21 protein-coding genes are annotated in these 24666 nt (G+C 70.7%); 5 read left to right on the forward strand and 16 right to left on the reverse strand.

From position 1 onward, the window contains the following. The first annotated feature begins 15 nt into the window (after positions 1 to 15). The gene (locus ABZ192_RS34660; protein WP_356928450.1) at positions 16 to 996 is read left to right on the forward strand and encodes a heavy metal transporter; all 981 of its coding nucleotides are present in this window, start codon (positions 16 to 18) and stop codon (positions 994 to 996) included. 346 nt (positions 997 to 1342) lie between these two features. Next, positions 1343 to 1789 (forward strand): ATP-binding protein, encoded by a 447-nt coding sequence (locus ABZ192_RS34665; protein WP_356928451.1) that lies wholly within the window; start codon positions 1343 to 1345, stop codon positions 1787 to 1789. Positions 1790 to 1949: 160 nt separating this feature from the next. Here ABZ192_RS34665 and ABZ192_RS34670 read toward each other — a convergent pair whose 3' ends face one another. After that, the gene (locus ABZ192_RS34670) at positions 1950 to 3041 is read right to left on the reverse strand and encodes a bifunctional succinyldiaminopimelate transaminase/glutamate-prephenate aminotransferase (protein ID WP_356928452.1); all 1092 of its coding nucleotides are present in this window, start codon (positions 3039 to 3041) and stop codon (positions 1950 to 1952) included. A gap of 127 nt (positions 3042 to 3168) precedes the next feature. Next, complete coding sequence (gene fdxA, locus ABZ192_RS34675) at positions 3169 to 3486, reverse strand: ferredoxin (protein ID WP_010047804.1); 318 nt, start codon at positions 3484 to 3486, stop codon at positions 3169 to 3171. Positions 3487 to 3626: 140 nt separating this feature from the next. Between fdxA and ABZ192_RS34680 the strand changes: the two genes are divergently transcribed. Together ABZ192_RS34680 and ABZ192_RS34685 are read left to right on the forward strand one after the other, a co-directional pair. Next, the gene (locus tag ABZ192_RS34680; RefSeq protein WP_356928453.1) at positions 3627 to 4643 is read left to right on the forward strand and encodes a GNAT family N-acetyltransferase; all 1017 of its coding nucleotides are present in this window, start codon (positions 3627 to 3629) and stop codon (positions 4641 to 4643) included. Positions 4644 to 4673: 30 nt separating this feature from the next. Continuing rightward, complete coding sequence (locus tag ABZ192_RS34685; RefSeq protein WP_356928454.1) at positions 4674 to 5525, forward strand: transglutaminase-like domain-containing protein; 852 nt, start codon at positions 4674 to 4676, stop codon at positions 5523 to 5525. A 92-nt stretch (positions 5526 to 5617) separates the two neighbouring features. Here the strand turns inward: ABZ192_RS34685 and ABZ192_RS34690 are convergent, their stop codons facing one another. The 8 genes from ABZ192_RS34690 to ABZ192_RS34725 all read right to left on the reverse strand — a co-directional run bounded on the left by ABZ192_RS34690 (position 5618) and on the right by ABZ192_RS34725 (position 13601). Continuing rightward, positions 5618 to 6232, reverse strand: coding sequence for a response regulator transcription factor (locus tag ABZ192_RS34690; RefSeq protein WP_356928455.1), 615 nt, complete (start codon positions 6230 to 6232; stop codon positions 5618 to 5620). Next, complete coding sequence (locus ABZ192_RS34695; RefSeq protein ID WP_356928456.1) at positions 6229 to 7395, reverse strand: histidine kinase; 1167 nt, start codon at positions 7393 to 7395, stop codon at positions 6229 to 6231. The genes ABZ192_RS34690 and ABZ192_RS34695 overlap by 4 nt, the downstream gene beginning before the upstream one ends. After that, entirely contained in the window at positions 7392 to 8132 is a 741-nt protein-coding gene (locus ABZ192_RS34700) for an ABC transporter permease (protein ID WP_356928457.1), read from the reverse strand. The genes ABZ192_RS34695 and ABZ192_RS34700 overlap by 4 nt, the downstream gene beginning before the upstream one ends. Beyond that, positions 8129 to 9040 (reverse strand): ABC transporter ATP-binding protein, encoded by a 912-nt coding sequence (locus ABZ192_RS34705; protein ID WP_356928458.1) that lies wholly within the window; start codon positions 9038 to 9040, stop codon positions 8129 to 8131. The genes ABZ192_RS34700 and ABZ192_RS34705 overlap by 4 nt, the downstream gene beginning before the upstream one ends. A gap of 145 nt (positions 9041 to 9185) precedes the next feature. After that, the gene (locus ABZ192_RS34710) at positions 9186 to 11957 is read right to left on the reverse strand and encodes a hypothetical protein (protein ID WP_356928459.1); all 2772 of its coding nucleotides are present in this window, start codon (positions 11955 to 11957) and stop codon (positions 9186 to 9188) included. A 156-nt stretch (positions 11958 to 12113) separates the two neighbouring features. Further along, the gene (locus ABZ192_RS34715; RefSeq protein WP_356928460.1) at positions 12114 to 12524 is read right to left on the reverse strand and encodes a DUF6113 family protein; all 411 of its coding nucleotides are present in this window, start codon (positions 12522 to 12524) and stop codon (positions 12114 to 12116) included. Continuing rightward, complete coding sequence (gene mshB, locus ABZ192_RS34720; protein ID WP_356928461.1) at positions 12521 to 13381, reverse strand: N-acetyl-1-D-myo-inositol-2-amino-2-deoxy-alpha-D-glucopyranoside deacetylase; 861 nt, start codon at positions 13379 to 13381, stop codon at positions 12521 to 12523. The genes ABZ192_RS34715 and mshB overlap by 4 nt, the downstream gene beginning before the upstream one ends. Before the next feature lie 25 nt (positions 13382 to 13406). Then, positions 13407 to 13601 carry a hypothetical protein gene (locus tag ABZ192_RS34725; protein ID WP_030842840.1) on the reverse strand — a complete coding sequence of 65 codons (195 nt, stop codon included), beginning with the start codon at positions 13599 to 13601 and terminating at the stop codon, positions 13407 to 13409. A gap of 177 nt (positions 13602 to 13778) precedes the next feature. On the opposite strand from ABZ192_RS34725, the gene ABZ192_RS34730 reads away from it, so the two are divergent. After that, positions 13779 to 15902: a prolyl oligopeptidase family serine peptidase gene (locus ABZ192_RS34730; protein WP_356928462.1), complete on the forward strand. Its 2124-nt coding sequence runs from the start codon at positions 13779 to 13781 to the stop codon at positions 15900 to 15902. A gap of 342 nt (positions 15903 to 16244) precedes the next feature. Here the strand turns inward: ABZ192_RS34730 and ABZ192_RS34735 are convergent, their stop codons facing one another. The 6 genes from ABZ192_RS34735 to typA all read right to left on the reverse strand — a co-directional run bounded on the left by ABZ192_RS34735 (position 16245) and on the right by typA (position 24653). Further along, entirely contained in the window at positions 16245 to 17393 is a 1149-nt protein-coding gene (locus ABZ192_RS34735; protein WP_356928463.1) for a dipeptide ABC transporter ATP-binding protein, read from the reverse strand. After that, positions 17386 to 18444, reverse strand: coding sequence for an ABC transporter ATP-binding protein (locus tag ABZ192_RS34740; RefSeq protein WP_356928464.1), 1059 nt, complete (start codon positions 18442 to 18444; stop codon positions 17386 to 17388). The genes ABZ192_RS34735 and ABZ192_RS34740 overlap by 8 nt, the downstream gene beginning before the upstream one ends. 11 nt (positions 18445 to 18455) lie before the next feature. Beyond that, positions 18456 to 19424: an ABC transporter permease gene (locus ABZ192_RS34745; protein ID WP_356928465.1), complete on the reverse strand. Its 969-nt coding sequence runs from the start codon at positions 19422 to 19424 to the stop codon at positions 18456 to 18458. Beyond that, positions 19417 to 20343 carry an ABC transporter permease gene (locus ABZ192_RS34750; protein WP_356928466.1) on the reverse strand — a complete coding sequence of 309 codons (927 nt, stop codon included), beginning with the start codon at positions 20341 to 20343 and terminating at the stop codon, positions 19417 to 19419. Before ABZ192_RS34750 ends, ABZ192_RS34745 begins: the two co-directional genes overlap by 8 nt. 145 nt (positions 20344 to 20488) lie before the next feature. Next, positions 20489 to 22129 carry an ABC transporter substrate-binding protein gene (locus tag ABZ192_RS34755; protein WP_356928467.1) on the reverse strand — a complete coding sequence of 547 codons (1641 nt, stop codon included), beginning with the start codon at positions 22127 to 22129 and terminating at the stop codon, positions 20489 to 20491. Positions 22130 to 22745: 616 nt separating this feature from the next. Next, positions 22746 to 24653, reverse strand: a complete 1908-nt coding sequence (gene typA / locus ABZ192_RS34760; RefSeq protein ID WP_086848907.1) for a translational GTPase TypA — start codon at positions 24651 to 24653, stop codon at positions 22746 to 22748. Positions 24654 to 24666: the final 13 nt, after the last annotated feature.

A 24666-nucleotide genomic window follows, 5' to 3' on the forward strand; every position in this document is an offset into this window, starting at 1 on the left:
AGTACCTTGTACGGCGTGCCAGAGCCGTCCTCTCCCAAGCGTCGCGGCCGCCTCTTCCGATGCGGGTCCGCGTTCGTGGTCCTGCTCGCGATAGCCGGTTACCTCGTGGTGCAGTACGTCACCGGAGGCACCGGCGGACCGGGCTGCAAAGTCGTCTCCGGAAAGGGCGACGGGGCGTCGTACGAGTTCACGCCCGAGCAGGCGGTGAACGCGGCGACGATCGCCGCCGTGGGTGACGGACGCGGTCTGCCGGAGCGGGCCGTGACCATCGCGCTGGCGACCGCGCTCCAGGAATCGAGCCTGCGCAACATCAACCACGGCGACCGGGACTCGCTCGGCCTGTTCCAGCAGCGGCCCTCGCAGGGCTGGGGCACGCCCAAGGAGATCCTGGACCCGACGTACTCGGCCGGCGAGTTCTACGACCACCTGGTCAAGGTGCCCGGCTACACGCGGCTGCCCCTCACCGACGCCGCGCAGCGCGTGCAGCGCAGCGGCTTCCCGCAGGCCTACGCCAAGCACGAGCCGGACGCGGCGCTGCTCGCCGCGGCCCTCACCGGGCACTCCGCGGCCACGCTGACCTGCGAGGGCCGCCCGGCCGCGACCCGGGCGACGGGCCCAGACGGGGTGCGTGCGGCGCTTGTGCGGGACTTCGGGCGCGATGTGCTGGAGCCGGCCGGTGCGGAGGTGGGCAGCTCGTCGGCGGCCACGCCGACGCCGTCCCCGAGCGGTACGGGCGGGTCCGACGAGCGGACCATGACGCTGCCCGTGACCGCCGGCACGGGGGCCGCAGGCGGTCAGCGGGTGGAGGAGCGCGGCTGGCAGCTGGCGCACTGGGCCGTGGCCAACGCCTCCGAGCTGCACATCGCACGCGTCACGTACGCGGGGCGGGAGTGGGTCGCCGGGAACACCGCCAGCGAGTGGCGGGAGGCCGGGACGAAGGGCACGGCGGGCGCGGAGCGGGACGCGGACGCCGTCCGTATCGTGACGATGGGCTAGATCGCGCAAGGGTGCGGGGCTTCACTCCTGGGGGCTACCCGGGCGGCGTGGCGGCGGCCGTGTGCGCGGGCTCTCGTGTCCTCCGCCCGGAAACCGCGAGAACCCTTGGGAACAAGGGGCTGGAAGGATTCGGCGGGCTTTCCGGTGGAAGTCTCTTTGCCCGTTTTTATCCGCAGGCGATAATGCGACGCATTACCAACTCTTTACGTTGCGGCGCCGCAACCTTCGCGGGCTTCGAGCGGTAGTCACTGCGTCCGAGCCGGGGAGATCAACAGCCAGTCGATCAACTCCCGGACCCGGCCGGACACTTCACAACCTCACCGTTCTCTCCCGTCGAAGGAGCACCATGTCCCTCCCCCTGACCCGCCGGATCGCCCGTGCCGCGTTGATCGTCGCTGCGGGAGCGGCTGCCGGGGTCGGTGCGGCCGGCTCCGCCAGCGCGGCCCCCGAGCTGCCGGCCACCCCGAACCTCGGCGGGCTGACCGCCCTGGACGGGGCGAACGTCGGCAACACCGCCGACGGCGCGGCGCAGAACGTCACCGAGTCCGCGGGTGACACCGGCAGCAAGACCGTCAAGAAGGCGGTGCCGGCCGCGGGCAAGACCAACGGCAAGGCGGTCAAGAAGACCACGCCGGTCGCGCAGGAGGCCGCCGGTGACGCGGCGGGCTCCGCCGGGCAGCTCGTCGGTGACGCGGCCGGTTCCGCGCAGGGTGGTCTGCCGACCGACTCCCTGACGAAGGGCGGGGTGCCGTCGGCCGACTCGCTGCCCGCGAAGGGTCTGCCGGTCGGCTGACGCCGGGTCTCGACGGCCGAGGGGTCCAGGGAGTTTCCCTGGACCCCTCGGTCTGTGTGCGGGTCGGTACCGCTGAAGCGTCTTTGCCGGTGCTCGGCACTGGTGGCTGTGCCCACCCGTTCCGCCCCAGCGGAACGACTGCCCACAGCCGGGCCGGCCGTTACAGCCGCTGGACCGCCGCTGCCACGCGCTCGTCCGTTGCCGTCAGGGCCACTCGGACGAACTGGGCGCCCGCCGGGCCGTAGAAGTCGCCGGGGGCGACCAGGATGCCCCGCTCGGCGAGGTGGGCCACCGTGTCCCAGCAGGACTCGCCCCTCGTGGCCCACAGGTACAGGCTGGCCTCGCTGTGCTCGATGCGGAAGCCGTGGGCGAGGAGCGCCTCACGCAGGAGGGCGCGGCGGGCGGCGTAGCGCTCGCGCTGGACGCGGACGTGCTCGTCGTCGCCGAGGGCCGCGATCACCGCCGCCTGGGTCGGTGCCGGCGTCATCATGCCGCCGTGCTTGCGGATCTCCAGCAGGGGAGCCAGGACCGCGGGGTCGCCGGCCAGGAACGCCGCCCGGTAGCCGGCCAGGTTCGAGCGCTTGGAGAGGCTGTGGACGGCGACGATGCCCTCGTACGAGCCGCCGTTGACGTCCGGGTGCAGCACCGAGACCGGGTCGGCCTCCCAGCCAAGCTCCAGGTAGCACTCGTCGGAGAAGAGCAGGATGCCGTGCTCGCGGGCCCAGGCGACGATCCGGGTGAGCTCCTCCTTCGGCAGGACTCTGCCCGTCGGGTTGGACGGGGAGTTCAGCCAGAGGAGCTTCAGGCCCTCGGGATCCAGCTCCGTCGGGTCGTCGTAGGCCTCGTACTCGGCGCGGGCCAGGCGGGCGCCCACCTCGTACGTCGGGTAGGCCAGGCGCGGGTAGGCCACCCGGTCGCCGGGGCCGAGGCCCAGCTGGGTCGGGAGCCAGGCGACGAGCTCCTTGGAGCCGACGACCGGCAGGACGTGGCGGTGGGTGACGTCCCGGGCGCCGAGGCGGCGCTCGACCCAGCCGGTGATCGCGTCGCGCAGCTCGGGCGTGCCCCAGACGGTCGGGTAGCCCGGGGAGTCGGCAGCGGCCACCAGCGCCTTCTGGATCAGCTCGGGGACCGGGTCGACCGGGGTGCCGACCGACAGGTCCACGATGCCGTCCGGATGGGCGGCGGCCGTGGCCTTGTACGGCGTCAGCTTGTCCCAGGGGAAAGTGGGGAGACGGTCGGAGACTGCGGACACGGTTTCTGGCTCACTTTCTGGTGCGGACGAGCCGCCGCGGCAAACGCCTCGGCCCCGTACGGCGATCAGGGCGTGATCGGGCCGTACGGGACCGAGGCGGCACGGATGTGCGGGCCGCTTGCGGTGACTAGGCCTGCGGCGGCAGCGCGGCGATGAAGGGGTGGTCGCGCTCGATCAGCCCCAGCTTGCTGGCGCCGCCGGGCGAGCCGAGCTCGTCGAAGAACTCGACGTTCGCCTTGTAGTAGTCCTTCCACTCCTCCGGAGTGTCGTCCTCGTAGAAGATCGCCTCGACCGGGCAGACCGGCTCACAGGCACCACAGTCGACGCATTCGTCCGGGTGGATGTACAAGGACCTGGAGCCCTCGTAGATGCAGTCGACCGGGCACTCCTCGATGCACGCCTTGTCCTTGACGTCGACACAAGGCTGCGCGATGACGTAGGTCACGCTGTCGTTCCTCCTCGATAGGGCGCTGGCGGGCCTCCTCAGGCTCCGCCGCCTGGCGCGCGGGAGCGCGGCGTCGTCGATGCCCGCCCCTAGTATCTCCGTTCCTGGGCATGATCCGAACAGGAGGGGTGAACCGACCAGTGGAAATCTCTGCCGCCGGGCGACTCGAGGTCCGTATCACCGCTGCTGACGTGGGCAAACGGGTCTCCGTACGGAGCATGATCGAACATGCGGCTCCGGGTGAGAAGTTCACCGACACGGTCGGAGTTCTCACATCATGGGACAAAGGTGTGTTGCTGATCACACGCAAGAGCGGCGAGAGCGTCCGTATCGCGGAATCGGCGCTGGTCGCGGGCAAGCTCGTGCCCGCCGCGCCGGCGCGTCGCCGCGGTCCGGCCGCCTCCTACGAGGAACTGGCCCGGGTCGCCGCGCGGGCCTGGCCGCCCGTGGAGAGCGAGTGGCTCGGGGACTGGGAGCTGCGGGCCGCGTCCGGGTTCACGCGCCGGGCGAATTCCGTCCTGCCGCTCGGTGACCCGGGCGTGTCCCTGGACGAGGCTCTCGACGCCGTCCGGCGGTGGTACGGCGAGCGCGGCCTGCCCGCCTACGTCCAGACCGCGACCGGTGCCGAGGGCGCGCAGGAGCTGCTGTGCGCGGAGCTGGAGAAGCGGGGCTGGGAGCGGGAGGTGACGGCCGAGGTGTGGGTCGGGCCGCTGGCACCGGTCGCCGACCTCGCCGAGCCGTCGGGGGTCGTGCTGTCCCGGGAGGCCGACGAGGCGTGGCTGGCCCGGTACCAGCGCAAGGGCGTGAGCGAGGTCGCGCTGCGGGTGCTGGAGGCCGGGCCTTCGGTGTGGTTCGCGACCGTGACGGGTGCGGCTGAGGCAGCGGCTCCGGCCGCCATCGGGCGGTGTGTCGTCGACGGACGGTGGGCCGGGTTCGCCGCCGTCGAGGTCGATCCGGAGCTGCGGCGGCAGGGGCTGGGCACGGCCGTGATGGCGGCGCTGGCCCGGCGGGCCCTGGACGAGGGTGCGTCGGCGGCATGGCTCCAGGTCGAGGCCGACAATGAGGGAGCGCGGGCGTTGTACGCCGGGATGGGTTTCGCGGCGCACCACGCCTACCACCACTACCGGGAACCGGACGACCGCGCCTTTGGCCGGTAACCGATCGTCGTGAGAGGGCACGAGCCAGCCATGCGTCCCCCATATCCCCCGTCCCCCGAGCGTTCCGCCGAGCTGCGGCGGCGGTTCGCCGAAGAGGCCCGGTCCGAGCGGCCCGATCTGTCGACGCTGTGCCTGCTGGTGGGCGCGGCGGCGGACGGAGCGCTGGGCGAGGCGGGCATGGACGCCGCGCAGGTCGAGCTGGACCGGCTGGCCGGGCTGCTGCCGTTCCGGCCCGGCCGGCCGCACGCGTGGGCGGTCGCCCTGCGGGAGCTGCTCGGGGACCGGCTGGGGTTTCACGGCGCCCCGGCCGACTACCAGCGCCTGGAGTCCTCACTGCTGCACGAGGTGCTGGTGCGGCGTCGTGGGCTGCCGATCCTGCTGTCCGTGGTGTGGATGGAGGTGGCCCGGCGGGCCGGGGCGCCGGTGTACGGGGTGGCGCTGCCGGGGCATTTCGTCGTCGGGTTCGGGCCCGACGAGGGGCAGGTGCTCGCCGATCCGTTCGACGGGGGGCGGGTGCTGACGGGGGCGGACGCGGAGTTGCTGGTCGCCGGGGCGACGGGGGCGCACCTCGATCCGTCGATGCTGCGGCCGGCCGATCCGCTGGATGTGGTGTTGCGGATCCTGAACAACGTGCGGGCGTGGGCGGCGGCTCGGCCGGAGCGGTCGGATGTGGCGCTGTGGGCGGTCGAGTTGTCGTTGCAGTTGCCGTCGCATCCGGCTCGGTTGCGGTACGAGCGGGCGCAGTTGCTGGTGGGACGGGGGGATTTTCTGGGTGGGGCGGTGGAGTTGGAGGCCTATGCGGAGGTTGTGCGGGCGGTGGATGAGAGTGCTGCCGAGCGGATGCGGGGGGAAGCCGCGGCGGCCCGGGCGATGCTCAACTGACGCCTCCTCGCCGTAGGGGGCTTTCTGAGGTGGGCGTGTGCGGGTTGTTCGTGGTTGATCGCGCAGTTCCCCGCGCCCCCAGGAGAGTCGGTCTACAACCAGCCCTTTTCGCGGGCTGCTCGGACCGCCTCCGCTCGGTTCCGCACTGCCAGTTTCTGGATGGCCGTGGAGAGGTAGTTGCGGACCGTGCCCTGGGAGAGGTGCAGGGTCTGGGCCAGTTCCGCGTTGGTGGAGCCGTCCGACGCTGCTCGGAGGACTTCTCGTTCTCGGTCTGTGAGGGGGTTGGCGCCTTCCGCCAGGGCCGCTGCCGCGAGGGTGGGGTCGATGACGCGTTCGCCGGTCAGGACCTTGCGGATCGCCTCGGCCAGTTGCGCGGCGGGGGCGTCCTTGACCAGGAAGGCGTCGGCGCCGGACTCCATCGCGCTGCGGAGGTAGCCGGGGCGGCCGAAGGTGGTGAGGATCACCAGCTTGACGTGCGGGAGTTCGGCGTGGAGGCGGGCCGCGGCCTCGATGCCCGTGGCGCCGGGCATCTCGATGTCCAGGAGGGCCACGTCGACGGCGTGCTCGCGGGCCGCGCCCAGGACCTCGTCGCCGCGGGCCACCTGGGCGACGACCTCGATGTCCTCCTCCAGGCCGAGCAGGGCGGCCAGGGCCTCGCGGACCATCGACTGGTCCTCGGCGAGCAGGACCTTGATCGTGCGGCTCATGCCGGGGATCCTACGTCCGCCGGCCCGGCCGAGGGCACGCGTGCGACCAGGCGGAAGCCGTGCTTGAGCGGGCCCGCCTCCAGGGTGCCGCCCGCCTTGGTGAGGCGTTCGGTCAGGCCCGTGAGGCCGTTGCCGTGGCCGTCGCCCGGGCCGCCCGAGCCGTCGTCCTCGACGGCGAGTTCGAGCACCGGGCCGTCGAGGGTCTGGCGGTACAGCAGCTCGACCGCGCAGCGGCGGGCGCCGCTGTGCCGTACGACGTTGGTGACGGCCTCGCGCAGCGCCCAGGCGAGGGCGGACTCGCTCTCCTCGGGGACACCGGTGAGGTCGGGTTCGGCGGGCAGCTCTGCGGTGACGCCGGCCGTGGTCAGGGCGACCCGGGCACCGGCGAGTTCGGCGGCGAGACGGGGACGGCGGTAGCCGGTGACGGCCTCGCGTACGTCGACCAGGGCCTGGCGGCTGACCTGCTCGATGTCGGCGACCTGCTGGGCCGCCTTGCCGGGGTGGTCGGGCAGCATGCGGCCGGCCAGTTCGCTCTTGAGCGTGATCAGGGAGAGGGAGTGGCCGAGCAGGTCGTGCAGGTCCCTGGCGAGGCGCAGGCGCTCCTCGTTGGCGGCGAGCTGGGCAACGGTGGCGCGGGCCTCGCGCAGCGCGATGGTGGTGCGGACGAGTTCGCGTACGCCGGTCATCGCGAAGCCGCCCAGCAGGGCCGGGATGAGCAGGCTCGCCAGGTAGGACTCGCCGCCCGGCACCGCGAGCGCGACGGCGGTCAGCAGCGCGCACGCGGCCGGGATGGTCCAGCGGGCCATGCGCAGGGGCAGGGCCGCGCCGGACGCGATCGACACGTACACGAACAGCACCAGCCACTCGCGGCCCAGGGTGACGGCGAGGAGCGCGGACTGGGCGGCGAGGACCCCGAGCGAGCCGAGGACCACGCCGTTGCGCTCGCCCCGACCGGTGCGGAAGACCAGCAGCATGTACCAGGTGACGAACGCGGCCAGGCCGATCCAGCCGAGGACGCGGACGCCCGTGCTGTGGCCGCCGTGCAGCAGGTCGGTGACGGGTGCGCTCAGGTAGACCAGCCAGATGCCGGTCCACAGCGACTTCACCGCCCGCTGCCTGCGGTTCACGGGGCGCTGCCCCATACCGAACCCGTCGCCGCTCACGCCTTCAAGGTGTCCTTCCGGTACAGCCAGGCCGCGCCGCCCGCGAACAGGACGAACGACACGACGAGGATGACGAGGTCCTGGGCGTGCGGGGCGTGGCTCTGCTCGATGGCCTGCCCGAGGGCAGCGTACGCGTGCGTGGGGAGCCACTTCGCGATGTCCTGGAGCCAGCCCGGGAACGTCGTCGTCGGCATCCACAGGCCGCCGAGCATCGACAGTCCGAAGTAGGTGATCATGGTGATCGGGCGGACCGCGTCGCCGCTGGCGAGGTAGCCGAGGGCGACGCCGAGCGCGGCGAAGACGAGGCTGCCGGCCCAGATCGCGCCGGTCAGGGCGAGCCACTGCCAGGCGTCCAGGCGTACGTCCTTCACGGCCGCCGCGACGGCGAAGACGATGACGATGGACGGCAGGCTGACGACGGCGGCGCTCGCGGTCTTGGCGAGGACGTAGCCGCGGCCCGGCAGCGTCGTCAGGCGCAACTGCCGTACCCAGCCGCCCTCGCGCTCCTTGGCGATGCGTTCGCTATTGCCCATGAGGACGGCGGTGAGGGCGCCGAAGGAGGCCATCGAGACCATCATGTAGGTCGGGAGGGTCAGGGCGCTGCCGGGCACTGTCGTGGTGCTGTCGGCGTTGCCCGCGATGATCAGGAAAAGGACCGAGGGGTAGATCACGGAGAAGAACAGGAACTTGCGGTTGCGCAGGGCGCGGGTGAGTTCCAGCTTGATCAGGCTGTTCACTTCGACTTCGCCTCCTCGGCGGCCGTGATCGCGACGAAGGCCTGCTCCAGGCCGAGCCCGGCGACTTCGAGGTTGCGGGGGTAGACGCCGAGGCCGTACAGGGCGTGGACGGTGGCGTCGGCGTCGGTGGACTGGATGCGGACGGTCCGGCCGGAGACCGTCAGGGAGGTCAGGAAGGGCAGGCCGCGCAGGGCGGCCTCGTCGACGGTGCCCGCGAGGTCGAAGGAGATGCGGCGGGCGCCCGCCTTGGCCTTGATCTCGGCGGCCGTGCCGTCGGCGAGGAGCCGGCCGCGGTGCAGGACGAGGACCCGGTCGGCGACCGCGTCGGCCTCCTCCAGGTAGTGCGTGGCGAAGAGGACGGTCCGGCCCTGGCCGGCCTGCTCGCGCATGGTGGCCCAGAAGGCCTGGCGGGTGGTGACGTCCATGCCGGTGGTGGGCTCGTCCAGGACGATGAGGTCGCTGTCGCCGGCGGTGGCGAGGGCGAAGCGGACGCGCTGGGCCTGGCCGCCGGAGAGCTTGTTGACCTTGCGGTCGGCGATCTGCTCGATGCCCGCGCGGGACAGGACCTCGGAGGGCCGGTACGGCTTCGGGTGCAGGTCGCAGGCGAGCCGCACCAGTTCGGCGACCGTGACCTCGTCCATCAGCCCGCCGTTCTGCAGCATGGCGCCCACGCGCCCGGCGACGATGGCGTCCCGGGGGCTGGTGCTGAAGAGGCGGACCGTGCCGCTGTCGGGCTTCTTGAGGCCGAGGAGCAGGTCGAGGGTGGTGGACTTGCCGGCGCCGTTGGGGCCCAGCAGCGCCACGGTCTGCCCCGGGCGCAGGGCCAGGGTCAGTCCGTCCACCGCCCGGACGGCGTCGTATGCCTTGCTCACCTGGTCGAACGCGACCACCGGGGCTGTCGTTGTCATACGGACAGCGTGGCTGCGGAGGTGGGGGCGGGGGCAGTGCCGGGCGTCCGGAGTGGCGTATGACAGATGTCATGCCTCGCGGGTGACAGCGACGAAGCCCCTGTCCGGTGTGGGCAGGGGCTTCATGCGGCCGGGCGGCAGGAGGTCAGTTCGGCTTGGTGTCGATGACTCCGATGCGCTCCGCGGGCGTCTTGCCCCGCAGGGCCTCGCGCAGGGCCGTGACGACGTCCTGCGGCAGCACGTCGCGCTTGCCGCTCGCGCCGTCGATCTTCACGCCCTCGAAGGTCGTGCCGTACGCCTCCTTGAGGGCCTTGAGGTTGTACGTGTCCACCAGCTTGCCGTCGACGGCCTTGAAGCTGAGGATCTTCGGCAGGGACACGCGGCCGAAGTCGATGCTGTGCGCCGCGTCGGTGCGAACGGTGGCGAGGTCGGACATCGCGGGCTGCGCGAACTCCTTGAGCATCCGGTCGACCTCGGCGTTCGAGACCGTCGGCTGCCGGGTGGTGGTCGGGAGGTTCACCGTGCCGGAGGTGCCGGTCTCCACCTGGGTGCGGTACGCCTCCTCGACCGCGGCGGTCGATTTGGCGACGTCGATGCCCTTGCCCGTCTTGCCGTACACCGGGACGGCCTTGCCGCCCTCGAACTTGATCGTGCCGTCGGTCGACGCGCCGGAGCCGCCCGCGGCGTTCTCCAGGGACGCGTGCAGCTTCTCCTCGTCGACGGGCATGACGGGCTTGACGACGCGGTGGTTGCCGAAGAGCGAGCCGATCACGGAGACCGGGTTGTAGTCGCTCTTCGCCGCCGCGTCGGCCGTGGCGTCCATGTCGAACTGGAGCCCCGCCTTGTCCGGGTCGAGGGACACGGTCTTGCCGCCCACCGACAGCTTCAGCGGCTTGCCCACCCGGCCGTCGAAGGCGTCGTTGAGCTTCTTGACCGCGCCGTCGCGGGTGGTGCCGCCGATGTCCACGCCGAGCACGCTGGTGCCCTTGGGCACGTCGGTGCGGTTCATCAGCAGTCCGGCGCCGTACACGCCACCGGCCACGACCACCAGGCCTGCGGCGAGCAGCACGAGCTTGTTGCGCCCCTTCTTCTTCGGCGCCTTCGTGGAGCTCGCCGGGGGCGGGGAGACCGGCTCGGGCAGCTTCGGGGCCGTGTGGGGCACCGGGCCGTCACCGGGTGCGCCCGGACCGAACGACGAGGCCGCGCCGGGCGGTACGACCGGGATACCGCTGGTGACGGTGTGCCCGGAGACGTTGTCGTGCCGGGGGCCGTAGCCCTGGCCGTCCGGCGGCTCGGGGGCCGGCTTCTGCGGGGTGAGGATGGCGGTGTCGTCGCTCATCCCGCCGCCGGGGCCGTGGCCGGTGGGAGCGGCGAGGCCGGGGGCGCCGCCGGGATTTCCGGGGCCAGGGCCTCCGGGCCCCGCCGTACCGGCAGGTCCTCCGGGTCCGCCCGTGCCGGCGGGGCCGCCTATGGCGCCGCGACCGGCAGGAGCGCCCGGACCGGCAGGCGCGCCGGGGCCGCCCGGTCGGCCGGGGTCGTTGAAGGCGCTGGGGGCGCCGGGGCCGCCGTGCGTGCCGGGGCGACCGGGCTCGTCGAAGGCGCCGGGGCCACCGGGCCTGCCGGGCTCGCCGAAGCTGCCGGGGCCCCCGGGCCTGCCCGGCTCATCGAAGCCGCCGGGGCTACCGGAGCGACCAGGCTCGTTGAAACCGCCAGGACCACCAGGCCTGCCGGGATCGTCGAAGCCACCAGGACCACCTGGACCACCCGGCTCAGTGAAGCCGCCAGGGCCACCCGAGCCACCCGGCTCGTTGAAACCGCCAGGGCCACCCGAACGACCGGGCTCGTTGAAGCCGCGAGGGCCACCCGAGCGACCCGGCTCGTTGAAAGCGCCGGGCCCGCCGGGGCCGCCGCCCTGCTCGTCGAAGCCGCCCTGGGCGCCGGGGCCGCCTGCCGGTGGGGCCATCGGGCCGTCGCCGGTGACCGGGCCGCCCGTCGGGCCGGCCGGGCCCTGGGTGCCGGGGCCGCCCGCGTCGCCGTAGCCGTGGGGAGTGCCCTGGCCGCCGTAGCCGCCCTGGCCGTTCTGGCCGAGGCGGTCGTTCTCCGAGAAGTACGGCAGGTCGTCGCGGCGCGTCTCACCGCCGTCACCGCCCGGGGCCGGACGTGAACCGTTGCCGAGGGGACCCGCCGCCAGTGCCTCGGTGACGTCGAAGGAGCCCGTGCCGCCGCCGTGCCCGGGCGCGATGGGGCCGCCGGTCGCCCCGCCGGGAAGCCCCGCGCCGTTCGTGCCGCCGGACCGGGAGCCGCCCGGCCTGCTCATGGAACCGACCACACCACCGGGCCGCCCGGTACCGGAACCACCCGCACCGGAACCGCCCGCTGCGGAGCCACCCGAACCGGTGCCACCGGAACCGCCCGCGGCCGGACCCGAACCGCCCGGCAGACCGGCCCCGTTGGCGGAGCCGCCGCCCTGACCGGGCTTGCCCGAGCCGGACTTGCGCGGCGCGAACCAGTCACTGGTCGGCTTGTCCTCGCCGGACTGGCCCGACGGACCGGACTGGCCGGACTCGGCAGCGGGCTCGACCGTGCCGGTACCCCCGGGCGTGGCGGCGCCCGGAGCCTTCGCTTCGTTGCCCGCTCTCGCGCCGGAACCGGTACTGGTGTCGCCGGAGGCCTCCGCGTCCGCGACGGGCTTGCGCACCACCACCGGCGGAATGGGCCGTGACCCGGGGATGTTGATCCGGATCCGGGTCGTCAGCGTGGTCTCGGTCTTGCGTTCCTCCGGCCGCGTGGCCGAACGGCCCGCTTCCGTACCGCCGTCGGACACCGTCGGGGTCCCGTACGGCGGCGTACCCGACGGGTAGGCGGCTCCGCCGCGCCCGTTGGGCCCGGAGGACGGAGTGTCAGTTTCACGACTCAAGGCAGGTTCTCCCGGTTGGCTCCGCCGCCCGACACAACCTCACGCGGGCAGCTCGGCGGCGCGCACCACCATACTGGCCACTTCTCACCCGTATCTCAGGACCGCTGGGGAAACTCACACCGGACCCCCACGGGCACGTCCTGGCGAAGTGGTACGTCACTTCCCAAGTCGGACGGGGTCGCCGTCCGGTTGCCGCCTCGGGGCGAGGGTGGCGCAGATCACAGCCACAGCGATGCCGCCGAGCAGGAAGAGATAGGAGCCCGAGCCGGCTGCGAAGAGGAAGTCGCCCTCCGGACGGCTGGCGGTGAGCAGGACCACGGAGAGCATCCAGCCGGCGGCGGCCGCGACGCCCCCGGCCCGCCCGCGGGTGACCCGCGCGGCACCGAGGACGAGCCCGGCCTCACCGGCGAGGGCGAGCAGCAGCCCGCCGGGGAACCACGCGGGTTGCACCAGCGCCCCGGCCGCGCCGATCACGGCGCCGAGCAGGAAGAACCCCGCACAGGCGGCGGCCCGTCCGGCGGAGGGCGGCCGCAACGGCTGGGCGAGCATCGGACTCCGGTCGCTCATGAGGACTCCTCGACACCGGCGAACAGGTCCGTCTCCCGCTCGCCGGGTGCCCGCTCGCCCCGCACCAGCTCGTAGTACTCGGTCGTGAGGATCGGCTGGGCGAGTTCGTTGGACAGTGCGAAGTACGGCCCGGACACGCTGATCTGGGTGGCGTGGGCGCGCATCGCGGCGGCTTTGGCGGCGGCGTGCGCGGTGCCGTCGACGACGGTGGTGATCCGCTCCTCGGCCACCACACCCGGGACGTCGTCGACGTCGGCCGCCTTGGCGAAGGGCGTGCCGGGCAGGTCCTCGCGGAGCCGGGCGAAGGATTCCTCGACAACCGGCCGGGGAACCCGGTTCCAGTAGACCTTGGGGATCGGCCGGCCCGACTCGGCGGCCAGCTCGACGGCCCGCATGGCGACGCGGTGGGCCTGGATGTGGTCGGGGTGGCCGTAGCCGCCGTTGTCGTCGTAGGTGACGAGGACCTGGGGGCGTACCTCGCGGATCACCTCGACGAGGTGTGCGGCGGCCTCGTCGACGTCGGCCTGCCAGAAGCAGCCGGGGTCGTCGTTGTCGGGCAGGCCCATCATCCCGGAGTCGCTGTAGCGTCCGGCGCCGCCGAGCAGGCGGAAGTCCTCGACGCCGAGCTCGGCCATGGCGACGCTGAGCTCCCGGCGGCGGTGCTGGCCCAGGGCCGGGCCGCTCAGGTGCGCGAGCTCGGGCGGGATGACCTCGCCGCGTTCGCCGAGGGTGCAGGTGACCAGGGTGACGTGGGCACCCTCGGCCGCGTACCTGGCCATGGTCGCGCCGTTGTTGATCGACTCGTCGTCCGGGTGCGCGTGCACCAGCAGCAGACGCCGGTCGGGCAGTTCCGTCATGGACCCAGACTACGAGGTCCGGCGGTCAGAACTTGATGCTGCCGATCATGCCCGCGATGTTGGTCGTCAGCTCGTTGATCGTGGGAGCCACGGTCGAGGAGGCGAGATAGAAGCCGAGCAGCATGCAGACGATCGCATGCCCCGCCTTCAGTCCCGACTTCTTGATCAACAGGAAGACGATGATCGCCAGCAGCACCACCGCCGAAATCGAGAGTGCCACGGCGGCTCACCTCCAAAGATCCACGAGGGCGCGGGGGGTCGGACTATGGGGGCATCAAATCCGTACAGCAGCCAGCAGGTTCATACCCACTATGCGACATTGATCATAACTATCCGTCCGTGCGCATCGATCGGCGCACGGCCGCACAAGGGGGCGCATGGCCAATATGGTCAGGGCATGACGACCGAGCCTGACTCCTTCCCCCGGCGGCACGCCCGTACCCAGCGCTTCACGCTCGGCGCGCCGCGTTCGTTCACTGTGGCGCCCGACGGTTCACGTGTCGTGTTCCTGCGCTCCGGTTCCGGTACGGACCGGGCGAATTCTCTGTGGGTCCTCGACACGGAGGAGGGCGGGGAGCGCGTGGCCGCCGACCCGCGCGCCCTGCTGGGCGGTGCCTCGGAGGACCTCTCGCCCGAAGAGCGCGCGCGGCGTGAGCGCAGCCGGGAGGGCGGCGCCGGCATCGTCGGGTACGCCACCGACACAGCCGTCGAGTTGGCCTCTTTCGCCTTGTCAGGGCGGCTTTTCGCGGCCGAGCTGCGGGCCGGGACGGCGCGTGAACTGCCCACGCCCGGGCCGGTGATCGACCCGCGTCCGTCGCCCGACGGGCGCTATGTCGCCTACGTCGCGCAGGGTGCGCTGCGCGTCGTGGGCGCGGAGGGGGACGGCGACCGGGCGCTCGCCGAGCCGGATTCGGAAAATGTCTCATATGGGCTGGCCGAGTTCATCGCGGCCGAGGAGATGGGGCGGTCACGCGGCTTCTGGTGGGCGCCGGAGTCGGACCGGCTGCTCGTGGCGCGCGCGGACGACACGCCGGTGGACCGGTGGTGGATCTCCGACCCGGCGCATCCGGAACGCGAGCCGCAGCGGGTGGCGTATCCGGCGGCGGGAACCGGCAACGCGGACGTACGGCTGTTCGTGGTCGGTCTGGACGGGGCGCGCACGGAGGTCGCCTGGGACCGGGCGCGGTACCCGTATCTGGCGCGGGTGCACTGGTCAGCGGCGGGCGCTCCGCTGCTGCTCGTCCAGGCGCGCGATCAGCGCAGCCAGCTGATCCTCGCGGTGGATCCGGAGTCGGGCGCGACCCGGATGGTGCACGCCGACGAAGATCGGATTTGGCTTGATCTTTTCCCCGGGGTGCCGTGCTGGAGTCCGGCCGGGCGGCTGGTGCGGATCGCGGACGAGGGCGGTGCGCGGCTGCTGGCGGTCGGGGACCGGCCGCTCACCGGGGCGCAGCTGCATGTGCGGGCCGTACTGGACGTCTCCGACGACGACGTGCTGATCTCGGCGTCGGCGGGCGAGGAGGCCGCCGAGGCGGAGACCGGACAGGTGCATGTGTACCGGGTGAACGAGCTGGGCGTGGAGCGGGTGTCGCGGGAGCCGGGCGTGCACGCGGCGGTGCGGGCCGGGGACGTGACGGTTCTGGTCTCGGCGGCGCTGGATCGGCCGGGTGCGCGGGTGCAGGTACTGCGCGACGGGAAACCGACGGTTGTTGTCCCCTCATACGCCGAACATCCTGGTATGTCCCCCCGCGTGACGCTCACCGAGGGGGGCGCACGCCGCATCCCGTGCGCCGTGCTTATGCCTCGGGACTACGCCGGTGACACCCCCCTTCCGGTGCTCATGGACCCGTACGGCGGGCCGCACGGGCAGCGGGTCCTCGCGGCCCACAACCCGCATCTCACCTCTCAGTGGTTCGCGGACCAGGGATTCGCGGTGGTCGTCGCGGACGGCCGGGGCACCCCGGGCCGCTCCCCCGCCTGGGAGAAGGGGATCCACCACGACTTCACGCTCTCCCTGGACGACCAGGTCGAGGCCCTGGAGGACCTCGCGAAGAGGTTTCCGCTGGATCTGAACCGGGTGGCGATCCGCGGCTGGTCCTTCGGCGGCTGGCTGGCGGGCCTCGCGGTGCTGCGCCGGCCGGACGTCTTCCACGCGGGCATCGCGGGCGCCCCGGTGACGGACTGGCGCCTGTACGACACGCACTACACGGAGCGCTACCTGGGAGACCCGGCCGACCAGCCGGACGCGTACGCGCGGAGCTCCCTCGTCACGGCGGACGGCCTGTCCTCCCCCGCCGAGCCGCACCGCCCGCTGATGCTCGTGCACGGCCTCGCCGACGACAACGTGGTCGTCGCCCACGCCCTGCGCCTGTCCTCGGCCCTCCTGGCCGCCGGCCGCCCGCACGAGGTGCTGCCGCTGTCCGGGGTCACCCACATCACCCCACAGGAACAGGTCGCGGAGAACCTGCTCCTGCTCCAGGTCGACTTCCTGAAGCGGTCCCTGGGCATCACCGGCACCTGAACATGGCAACGGGCCGGGGCGACATGGCGCTGCCCCGGCCCGTTTACGGCACCCGCACGGCCGTACGCTGTTCAGCCTGACGCGTCCGTATATCGGAATCGGGTCGGCGAAGTTGCCTGCGTGTTAACGCAGTTCGCGGGGGTTTGTGCGCACTCCGGCAACCGCCGGCTCGACCTCCCGGCGTAGCGGGGTGCCACTGCGCCCACCCGTGCCGCCCTGGGGGTACCTCCCAGGCCCTTAAGGCACTGGGGGAGGCACGACTGCCCGCAGCTCGGGCGAATGCGCCGATTCCCGGCCCCTGATGACAGGGCCGGGAACCGGAAGGGATGCCGTATCGGGACGTCAGGCCGCGTGGACCACGTCCTTCTCCTCGGCGAAGTGGCAGGCCGACTCGTGGGCCGCCGGAGTGTCCTCGCCCTTGAAACGCTCGGGGATGGCCAGGAGGGGGGTCTCCTGGGCGCACTTGTCCTGGGCCTTCCAGCAGCGGGTGCGGAAGCGACAGCCCGAGGGCGGGTTGGCCGGGGACGGGACGTCTCCGGTGAGGATGATGCGTTCGCGGCCCTCGCGGGACTCCGGGTCGGGGACCGGGACGGCTGAGAGCAGGGCCTGCGTGTAGGGGTGGGTCGGGTGCTCGTAGATCTCCGTGTCCGTACCGATCTCGGCCATCTTGCCCAGGTACATCACACCCACCCGGTCCGAGATGTGCCGGACGATCGACAGGTCGTGCGCGATGAAGAGGTAGGACAGGTTGAACTCGTCCTGGAGCTTCTCCATCAGGTTGATGACCTGCGCCTGGACGGACACGTCCAGCGCGGAGACCGGCTCGTCGCAGATGATGATCTCGGGGTTGAGCGCCAGGCCGCGGGCGATGCCGATGCGCTGGCGCTGACCGCCCGAGAACTGGTGCGGGTAGCGGTTGATGTACTCGGGGTTGAGGCCGACCACGTCCAGCAGGTCCTGGACCTTGCGGCGGCGGTCGCCCTTCGGCGCCACCTCCGAGTGGATCTCGAAGGTCTCCCCGATGATGTCGCCCACCGTCATACGGGGGTTGAGCGAGGTGTACGGGTCCTGGAAGACCATCTGGATGTTGCGGCGTACGGCCTTCAGGGCGCGGCCGGACAGCTTGGTGATGTCCTGGCCCTTGTAGAAGATCTCGCCCGCGGTCGCCTTCTCCAGCATCATCAGCAGCTTGGCGACCGTGGACTTGCCACAGCCGGACTCGCCCACGATGCCGAGCGTCTCGCCCTGGTAGAGGTCGAAGGAGACCCCGTCCACGGCCTTGACCGCGCCGATCTGACGCTTGAACAGGATCCCCTGGGTCAGCGGGAAGTGCTTGACCAGGTTGCGTACCTGCAGGATCGGCTCGCCGCGCTCGACCGGCGCCTCGATCGCCGCGACGGCCTCCTCGTCGGTGGCCGCGTCGACCGTCTCGACCTCGGTGACGTTGGGGGTGGCGTCCATGGACTCGCCCTTCTTGTCCTGCTCAGCCATGGATCGTCTCCTTCCAGAAGTGGCACGCGCTGCCGCGGCCGACCAGCTCGCCACCGTCCCGCTCGGTGACCGGGTGCAGAGCCGGGACGTCCGTACGGCAGATGTCCTGCGCCTGCGGGCACCGCGGGTTGAAGGCGCAACCGGACGGGATACGCGTCAGGTTGGGCGGCAGACCCTTGATGGCGTACAGGTCCTGGCCCTTCTGGTCCAGGCGCGGGATCGATTCGAGCAGACCCTTGGTGTAGGGGTGCGCGGGCCGCTTGTACAGCTCGTGCACGGGCGCGGTCTCCACGATCCGGCCCGCGTACATCACCGCGATCTTGTCCGCGACGTCGGCGACCACGCCGAGGTCGTGGGTGATCAGGATCAGGCCCATGTTGTACTCGCGCTGCAGGTCCGAGAGCAGGTCCATGACCTGGGCCTGGACCGTCACGTCAAGGGCCGTGGTGGGCTCGTCGGCGATGATCAGGTCCGGCTCCAGGGCGAGCGCCATCGCGATCATGATGCGCTGGCGCATACCGCCGGAGAACTGGTGCGGATAGTCGCCGACGCGTTCCTTCGCGGCCGGGATCTTCACGCGGTCCATCAGCTCGATGGCCTTGGCCTTGGCGTCCTTCTTGCTCAGGCCCTGGTGGACGCGGAACATCTCGCCGAGCTGGTAGCCGACGGACAGCACCGGGTTCAGCGCGGACAGCGCGTCCTGGAAGATCATGGCGATCTTCCTGCCCCGGATCTTGCGCCGGGCGTCGCCCGACATGGTGAGCATGTCCTCGCCCCGGTACAGGATCTGGCCCTGCGGGATCCGCCCGGGCGGCATGTCGAGGATGCCCATGATCGCCTGGGCGGTCACGGACTTGCCGGAGCCGGACTCGCCGAGCACGGCGAGCGTCTCGCCGGAGTTCACGGTGTAGTTGACGCCGTTGACGGCCTTGGCCACACCGTCACGGGTGTGGAACTCGACGTGCAGGTCGCGCACTTCGAGCAGGGGAACATCGCCCTCGGCCGCGCCTCGCGGCTCGGGCACGTTCCTGGTCTTGTCGATGGTGGTCACGTACGCCCTCCTCAGCGCAGCTTCGGGTCAAGGGCGTCGCGGACCGCGTCGCCGAGCATGATGAACGCGAAGACCGTGAGGCTGAGCATGCCCGCCGGGAACAGCAGCGTGTGCGGGTTGTCCCGGATCACCTTGCTGCCCTCGGAGATGTCGATGCCCCACGAGATCGTCGGGTCGCTGAGGCCGAGGCCGAGGAACGACAGCGTCGCCTCGGCCGAGATGTAACCGCCGAGGGCGATCGTGGCCACGACGATGGTCGGCGCGACGGCGTTCGGCATCACGTGGCGGAACAGGATCCGCGTGGTGCCGGCGCCCAGCGCCCGGGCCGCCGTCACGTAGTCGGCCTGCTTGGCCGTGATGACGGAGCTGCGCGTGACGCGGGCGATCGAGGTCCAGCCCAGGAAGGCCAGGGCCAGGATGACCACGTACACCTTGCGCTCGGTGAAGGCGTTCAGGACGACCATGGTGCCGAGCAGGAACGGCAGGCCGAAGAAGATGTCGACGATCCGGGAGATCACCGAGTCGATCCAGCCGCCGAAGTAGCCCGCCAGCATGCCGAGCAGACCGCCGATCAGCGTGACGGCCGCGGTGACGCACACGCCGACGAGGATCGAGGCGCGGGTGCCGTGGATGACGCGGGCGTAGATGGAACGGCCCTGCTGGTCGTAACCGAACCAGTCGGGCTGGAAGAAGTGGCCCAGCTCCGGCTTGCCCAGGTAGTGGTTGACCAGGTCGCCGTCGCGCGGGTCGACGCTGGTGAACATGCCGGGGAACGCGGCGATCACGAGCAGCAGGACCAGCAGCACCGAGGAGATCCAGAACATGGGCCGGTGCCGCAGGTCGTACCAGGCGTCGCCCCACAGCGAGCGGGGCTTCTCGCTCTTCTGCGCGCTCTGCTTGCCGGCCGCGTCGACGGCGGGCGGGGCCACGGCGTCCACGGTCGCGGCGTCGGTGGTCTGGGCCTTGGTCACGTCAGGCATACCGGATCCTCGGGTCCAGGACCGCGTACAGCAGGTCGATGAGCAGGTTGATCAGGAGGATGACGAGGACGAGCACCGTCACCACACCCGTGACCGTCGAGCCCTCGCTCGTCTGGATCGCCCTGTAGAGGAGGTTGCCGACACCCTGGATGTTGAAGATGCCCTCGGTGATGACCGCGCCGCCGATGAAGCCGCCGACGTCGGTGCCGACGAAGGTGACGACCGGGATCAGCGAGTTGCGCAGCAGGTGGACACCGATGATGCGGCGCCGGGGCAGGCCCTTGGCGAGCGCGGTGCGCATGTAGTCGGCCCGCAGGTTCTCGGCGAACGTCGTCCGGGTCAGCCGGGCCACGTAGGCCATGGACAGCATGGCCAGGACGAAGGCCGGCAGGAACAACTGCGAGTAGCTCGTGGAGTCCTGCACGTTGGGCGGCAGCCAGCCGAGTTCGTCGGCGAAGATGAACCGGGCGATGAAGCCCAGCACGAACACGGGGATGGAGATCACCGTCAGGGTGAAGACCAGCACGCCCGTGTCGGCGGCCTTGCCGGCCCGCAGACCGGCCCACGCGCCGAGGCCCACACCGATGATGATCTCGATGGTGATGGCCAGCAGCGTCAGACGCAGCGTCACCGGGAAGGCGTCGGCCATCAGATCGGCGACCGGGCGCCCCGCGAGGTTGCTGCCGAAGTCTCCCTTGAGGAGATTCAGCATGTAGTGGAAGTACTGCTCGAGGACGGGCTTGTCGAAGCCGTACTCGCGCTTGATCTGCGCGATCTGTGCGGGATCGGGAGCCTTGTCCCCGTAGATGGCCCGGACCGGGTCGCCCGGCAGGATGTGGACCATCAAGAAGATCAACAGAGTTGTCCCGATGAAGATCGGGATCATCTGGAGCAGTCGCCTGGCGGCGTAGCGCCCCATCTTGCGCCTCCATGCCGTGAGGGGTCGGCGAGGCCTGCGCACTCATCTACCGCAGGTGAGGGGGTGAGGTGGAGGCCTGTGCCTACGGGCCGGTGCCGCCGCTCCCCTTTTCCGGGAGGGGCGGCACCGGCCTGCGGTCGTCTTGTTACTTCTGCTTGACCTGGATGGTGTCGAAGATCGGGTCACCGTCCTGGCCGTACTCGATCTTGCCCAGGATGTTCTTGGACTGACCGCTGTTGACCTTGTAGAACCAGAGCGGAATGGCCGGCATGTCCTTGGCGAGGAGCTGCTCCGCCTGCTGGTACATCTTCACGGTCTCGTCGATCGAGCCGGCCTTGTCCGCCTCGGAGCTCAGCTTGTCGAACTCCTTGTTGGAGTAGCCGCTGGTGTTGCCGGCCGCCGTGGTGCCGTACAGGTCGCGCATGAAGTTCGAGTTGACCGGGTAGTCGAGCACCCAGCCACCGCGGTACATGGACTTGACCTGGTCGTTGTCACGGGCGTCGAGGTCGGCCTGGAAGGTCGGCTTCGGGTCGCCGGTGCACTCCACGCCGACGGACTTGCGGATCGAGTTGCAGACCGCGTCGACCCAGGGCTTGTGGTCCTGGTCGGCGTTGTACTGGATCTGGATCTTGTTGCCCGGGACGCCGCCACCCTCCTGGATGAGCTTCTTGGCCTGGGCCGGGTCGAACTTGACGATGTCGCCGAGCGCGCCCTTCTTGTAGCCGAGGACGCCCGGGGCGACGTAGGAGTCGGCCGGGGTACGCGTGCCCTGGAGGACGGTCTTGGTGATCGTCTGGCGGTCGATCGCCATGGACAGACCCTGGATGACCTTGGGGTCGATGTCCTTGAACTGCTTGGTGTAGAACGCCGGGACGATCGACTGGACGGCCGAGTACGGCTGGTCGATGGCGCGGTCGCCGAGGTCCGTCTTGTAGTTGGCCAGCGCGGTGGTCGGGACCTGCTCGATCCAGTCCACGTTGTCGGAGCGCAGGTCCGAGTACGCGGCGTCGGCGGTCGTGTAGTTCTTGAAGTCGATGCCGCCGTTCTTGGCGACGTTCGGGCCCTTGTAGTCCGCGAACTTGCGGACCTTGATGAGCTTGTTGTGCTCCCAGGAGACGAACTTGTACGGGCCGTTGCCGACCGGCTTCTCGCCGAACGCCTTCGGGTCCTTGAAGAAGGCCTCGGGCAGCGGCGCCCACACGTCGTAGCCCAGCTTGTACGCGAAGTACGAGACGGGCTGCGTCAGCTTGATGGTGAAGGTGTTGTCGTCGACGACCTTCAGGCCCGACATCTTGTCGCTCTTCGGGTCACCCTTCTCCGGGTGCACGTCCTCGAAGCCGACGATGTCGGAGAACCAGCTGGAGTTGGTCTGGTTGTTCTTGATGTTGGCCGACCAGTTCCAGGAGTCCACGTAGGACTTGGCGGTGACCGGGGTGCCGTCGTGGAACTTCCAGCCCGGCTTGAGCTTGACGGTCCACTCGGACGAGTCGTCGTTCGGCGTGACCGACTCGGCGTTGACGTACTCGAGCTTGCCGGTGCCGGGCTCGTAGTCGACCAGGCCGGCGAAGATCGTGCGCAGGACACGGCTGCCCTGGCTCTCCTTGGCGTTGGCCGGCTGGAGCGGGTTCTGGGGCTCGCTCAGCTGCGCAGTGACGATGCCGTTCGGGTCGGCCTTCCCCTTGTTCATGTCGTCGCCGGCACTGTCGTCGCCGCCGCCGCAGGCGGTGGCGGCCAGGGCGACGACTATCGCCCCCGCGACCCACTTGGCGCTCTTGGCACCGCGCATGGGTTCCTCCTATGAAGTCATTGGTTCACCGCAAAGGGAGCACAGACAGACCACCGCCACCGCCCGTCGCCGGTGCCGGAAATCGTCAGGTGCCCCCGCGCTCGTGAGTCGGCGCCGCCTCCAGCGAGTGACCCGTTCATCCGAGCTCTACGCGCCTAACTATCTGCCATGCGCCAGGAGCGAACCACACTCTCGAGGTCTCGGTTCGATCACAGCTCGCGCCTACATCTTCCAAAATCCGGACAAAGGGTTTGGTGAAAGATCCCTGCGAAACGGACTTGTTACACATCTATCGGTGGCACGTGTCCGCATTCCGGACGCGAGAGTGAGATAAACCGCTTGCGGCTACCGTGGCTGCCGTGCAGGCTGCCGACCGTGGCTGTCGCTCGCTCAAGAGGCCATCGCCGCAAGGCCGTTGAACGGGCCTGTGCGCGGGCAGAGCGCGGCACTTCCGCAGCAGGGTAGTGCGAACAAGGCGCTCCGGACGGCTGTCCCCGGCAAATCGAGGGTTTTCCCTACCCCTTCCCTTCTCGTTCCCTCCGCTTTACTACGACGCTTCACTACGACACCGGGCACCCCGCGAGGCGGGGTGCCCGGTGTCGTCGAACGGCAGGCGTCAGCCGTGCTTGGCGCGGCTCGCGGCGCGGGCGCGCTCGCGGGCGTCCAGGTTCACCTTGCGGATGCGCACGGCCTCCGGGGTGACCTCGACACACTCGTCGTCGCGGCAGAACTCCAGGGACTGCTCCAGCGACAGCTTGCGCGGCGGGACGATCGACTCGGTCACATCGGCCGTGGACGACCGCATGTTGGTGAGCTTCTTCTCCTTGGTGATGTTGACGTCCATGTCGTCGGCGCGGGAGTTCTCGCCGACGATCATGCCCTCGTACACCTCGGTGCCCGGCTCCACGAAGAGCACGCCGCGCTCCTGGAGGTTGGTCATCGCGAAGGCGGTGACCGCACCGGCGCGGTCGGCGACCAGGGAGCCGTTGTTACGGGTCTGGAGGGTGCCGAACCAGGGCTCGAAGCCCTCGTGGATGGAGTGGCCGATGCCCGTGCCGCGGGTCTGCGTCAGGAACTCGGTCCGGAAGCCGATGAGGCCGCGCGAGGGCACGACGAACTCCATGCGGACCCAGCCGGAGCCGTGGTTCGACATGTTGTCCATGCGGCCCTTGCGGACGCCCATGAGCTGCGTGACGGCGCCCATGTGCTCCTCGGGCACGTCGATCGTCATGCGCTCGACGGGCTCGTAGACCTTGCCGTCGACCTCCTTGGTGACGACCTGCGGCTTGCCGATGGTCAGCTCGAAGCCCTCACGGCGCATCGTCTCGACGAGGATGGCCAGCGCCAGCTCGCCGCGGCCCTGCACCTCCCAGGCGTCCGGACGCTCGGTGTCCAGCACCCGGAGGCTGACGTTACCGATCAGCTCGCGGTCGAGGCGGTCCTTGACCTGGCGGGCGGTGACCTTGCGGTCCTTGACGGCCGCCTTGTTGTCGGCGCCCTTGCCGGTGGCACCACGGCCGACCAGCGGGGAGGTGTTGGTGCCGATGACCATGGAGATCGCCGGCTCGTCGACCGTGATCAGCGGCAGCGCGACCGGGTTCTCCGGGTCGGCCAGGGTCTCGCCGATCATGATGTCCGGGATACCGGCGACGGCGCAGATGTCACCGGGGCCGGCCAGCTCCGCCGGCTTGCGGGTCAGCGCCTCGGTCATCATCAGTTCACTGATGCGGACGTTGCTGACGGAGCCGTCGCGCTTGATCCACGCGACCGTCTGGCCCTTGCGCAGCTCGCCCTGCTCGACGCGGAGCAGCGCGATACGGCCGAGGAAGTTGTCGGCGTCCAGGTTGGTGACGTGCGCCTGGAGCGGGGCGGCCTCGTCGTAGGTCGGGGCCGGGATGTGCTCCAGGATCGTGGAGAAGAACGGCTCCAGGCTGGTGGAGTCGGCCGGGACCGTGCCGTCGTCCGGCTTGGTCAGCGAGGCGATGCCATCGCGGCCGCAGGCGTAGACGATCGGGAACTCGATCTGCTCCTCGTCGGCGTCCAGGTCGAGGAAGAGGTCGTAGGTCTCGTTGACGACCTCGTCGATCCGGGAGTCAGGGCGGTCCGTCTTGTTGATGCACAGGATGACGGGCAGCCGCTTCTGGAGCGCCTTGCGCAGCACGAAGCGGGTCTGCGGCAGCGGGCCCTCGGAGGCGTCCACGAGCAGGACGACGCCGTCGACCATCGACAGACCGCGCTCGACCTCGCCGCCGAAGTCGGCGTGGCCGGGGGTGTCGATGATGTTGATGGTGATGACTTCCCCCCCGTCCTTCGGGTGGTACTTCACCGCCGTGTTCTTGGCCAGGATCGTGATGCCCTTCTCACGCTCCAGGTCGTTCGAATCCATCATGCGGTCGTCGACGCCTTCGAGCTGGTGCGCGGCGAAGGCGCCGGCCTGCTTCAGCATGCCGTCGACGATGGTGGTCTTGCCGTGGTCGACGTGGGCGACGATGGCGACGTTGCGGATGTCGTGGCGCGTGGCCATAAGAAGGCGTACT

Source organism: Streptomyces sp. NPDC006235, from assembly GCF_040613735.1.
In the GTDB taxonomy this organism is placed as follows: Bacteria; Actinomycetota; Actinomycetes; order Streptomycetales; family Streptomycetaceae; genus Streptomyces.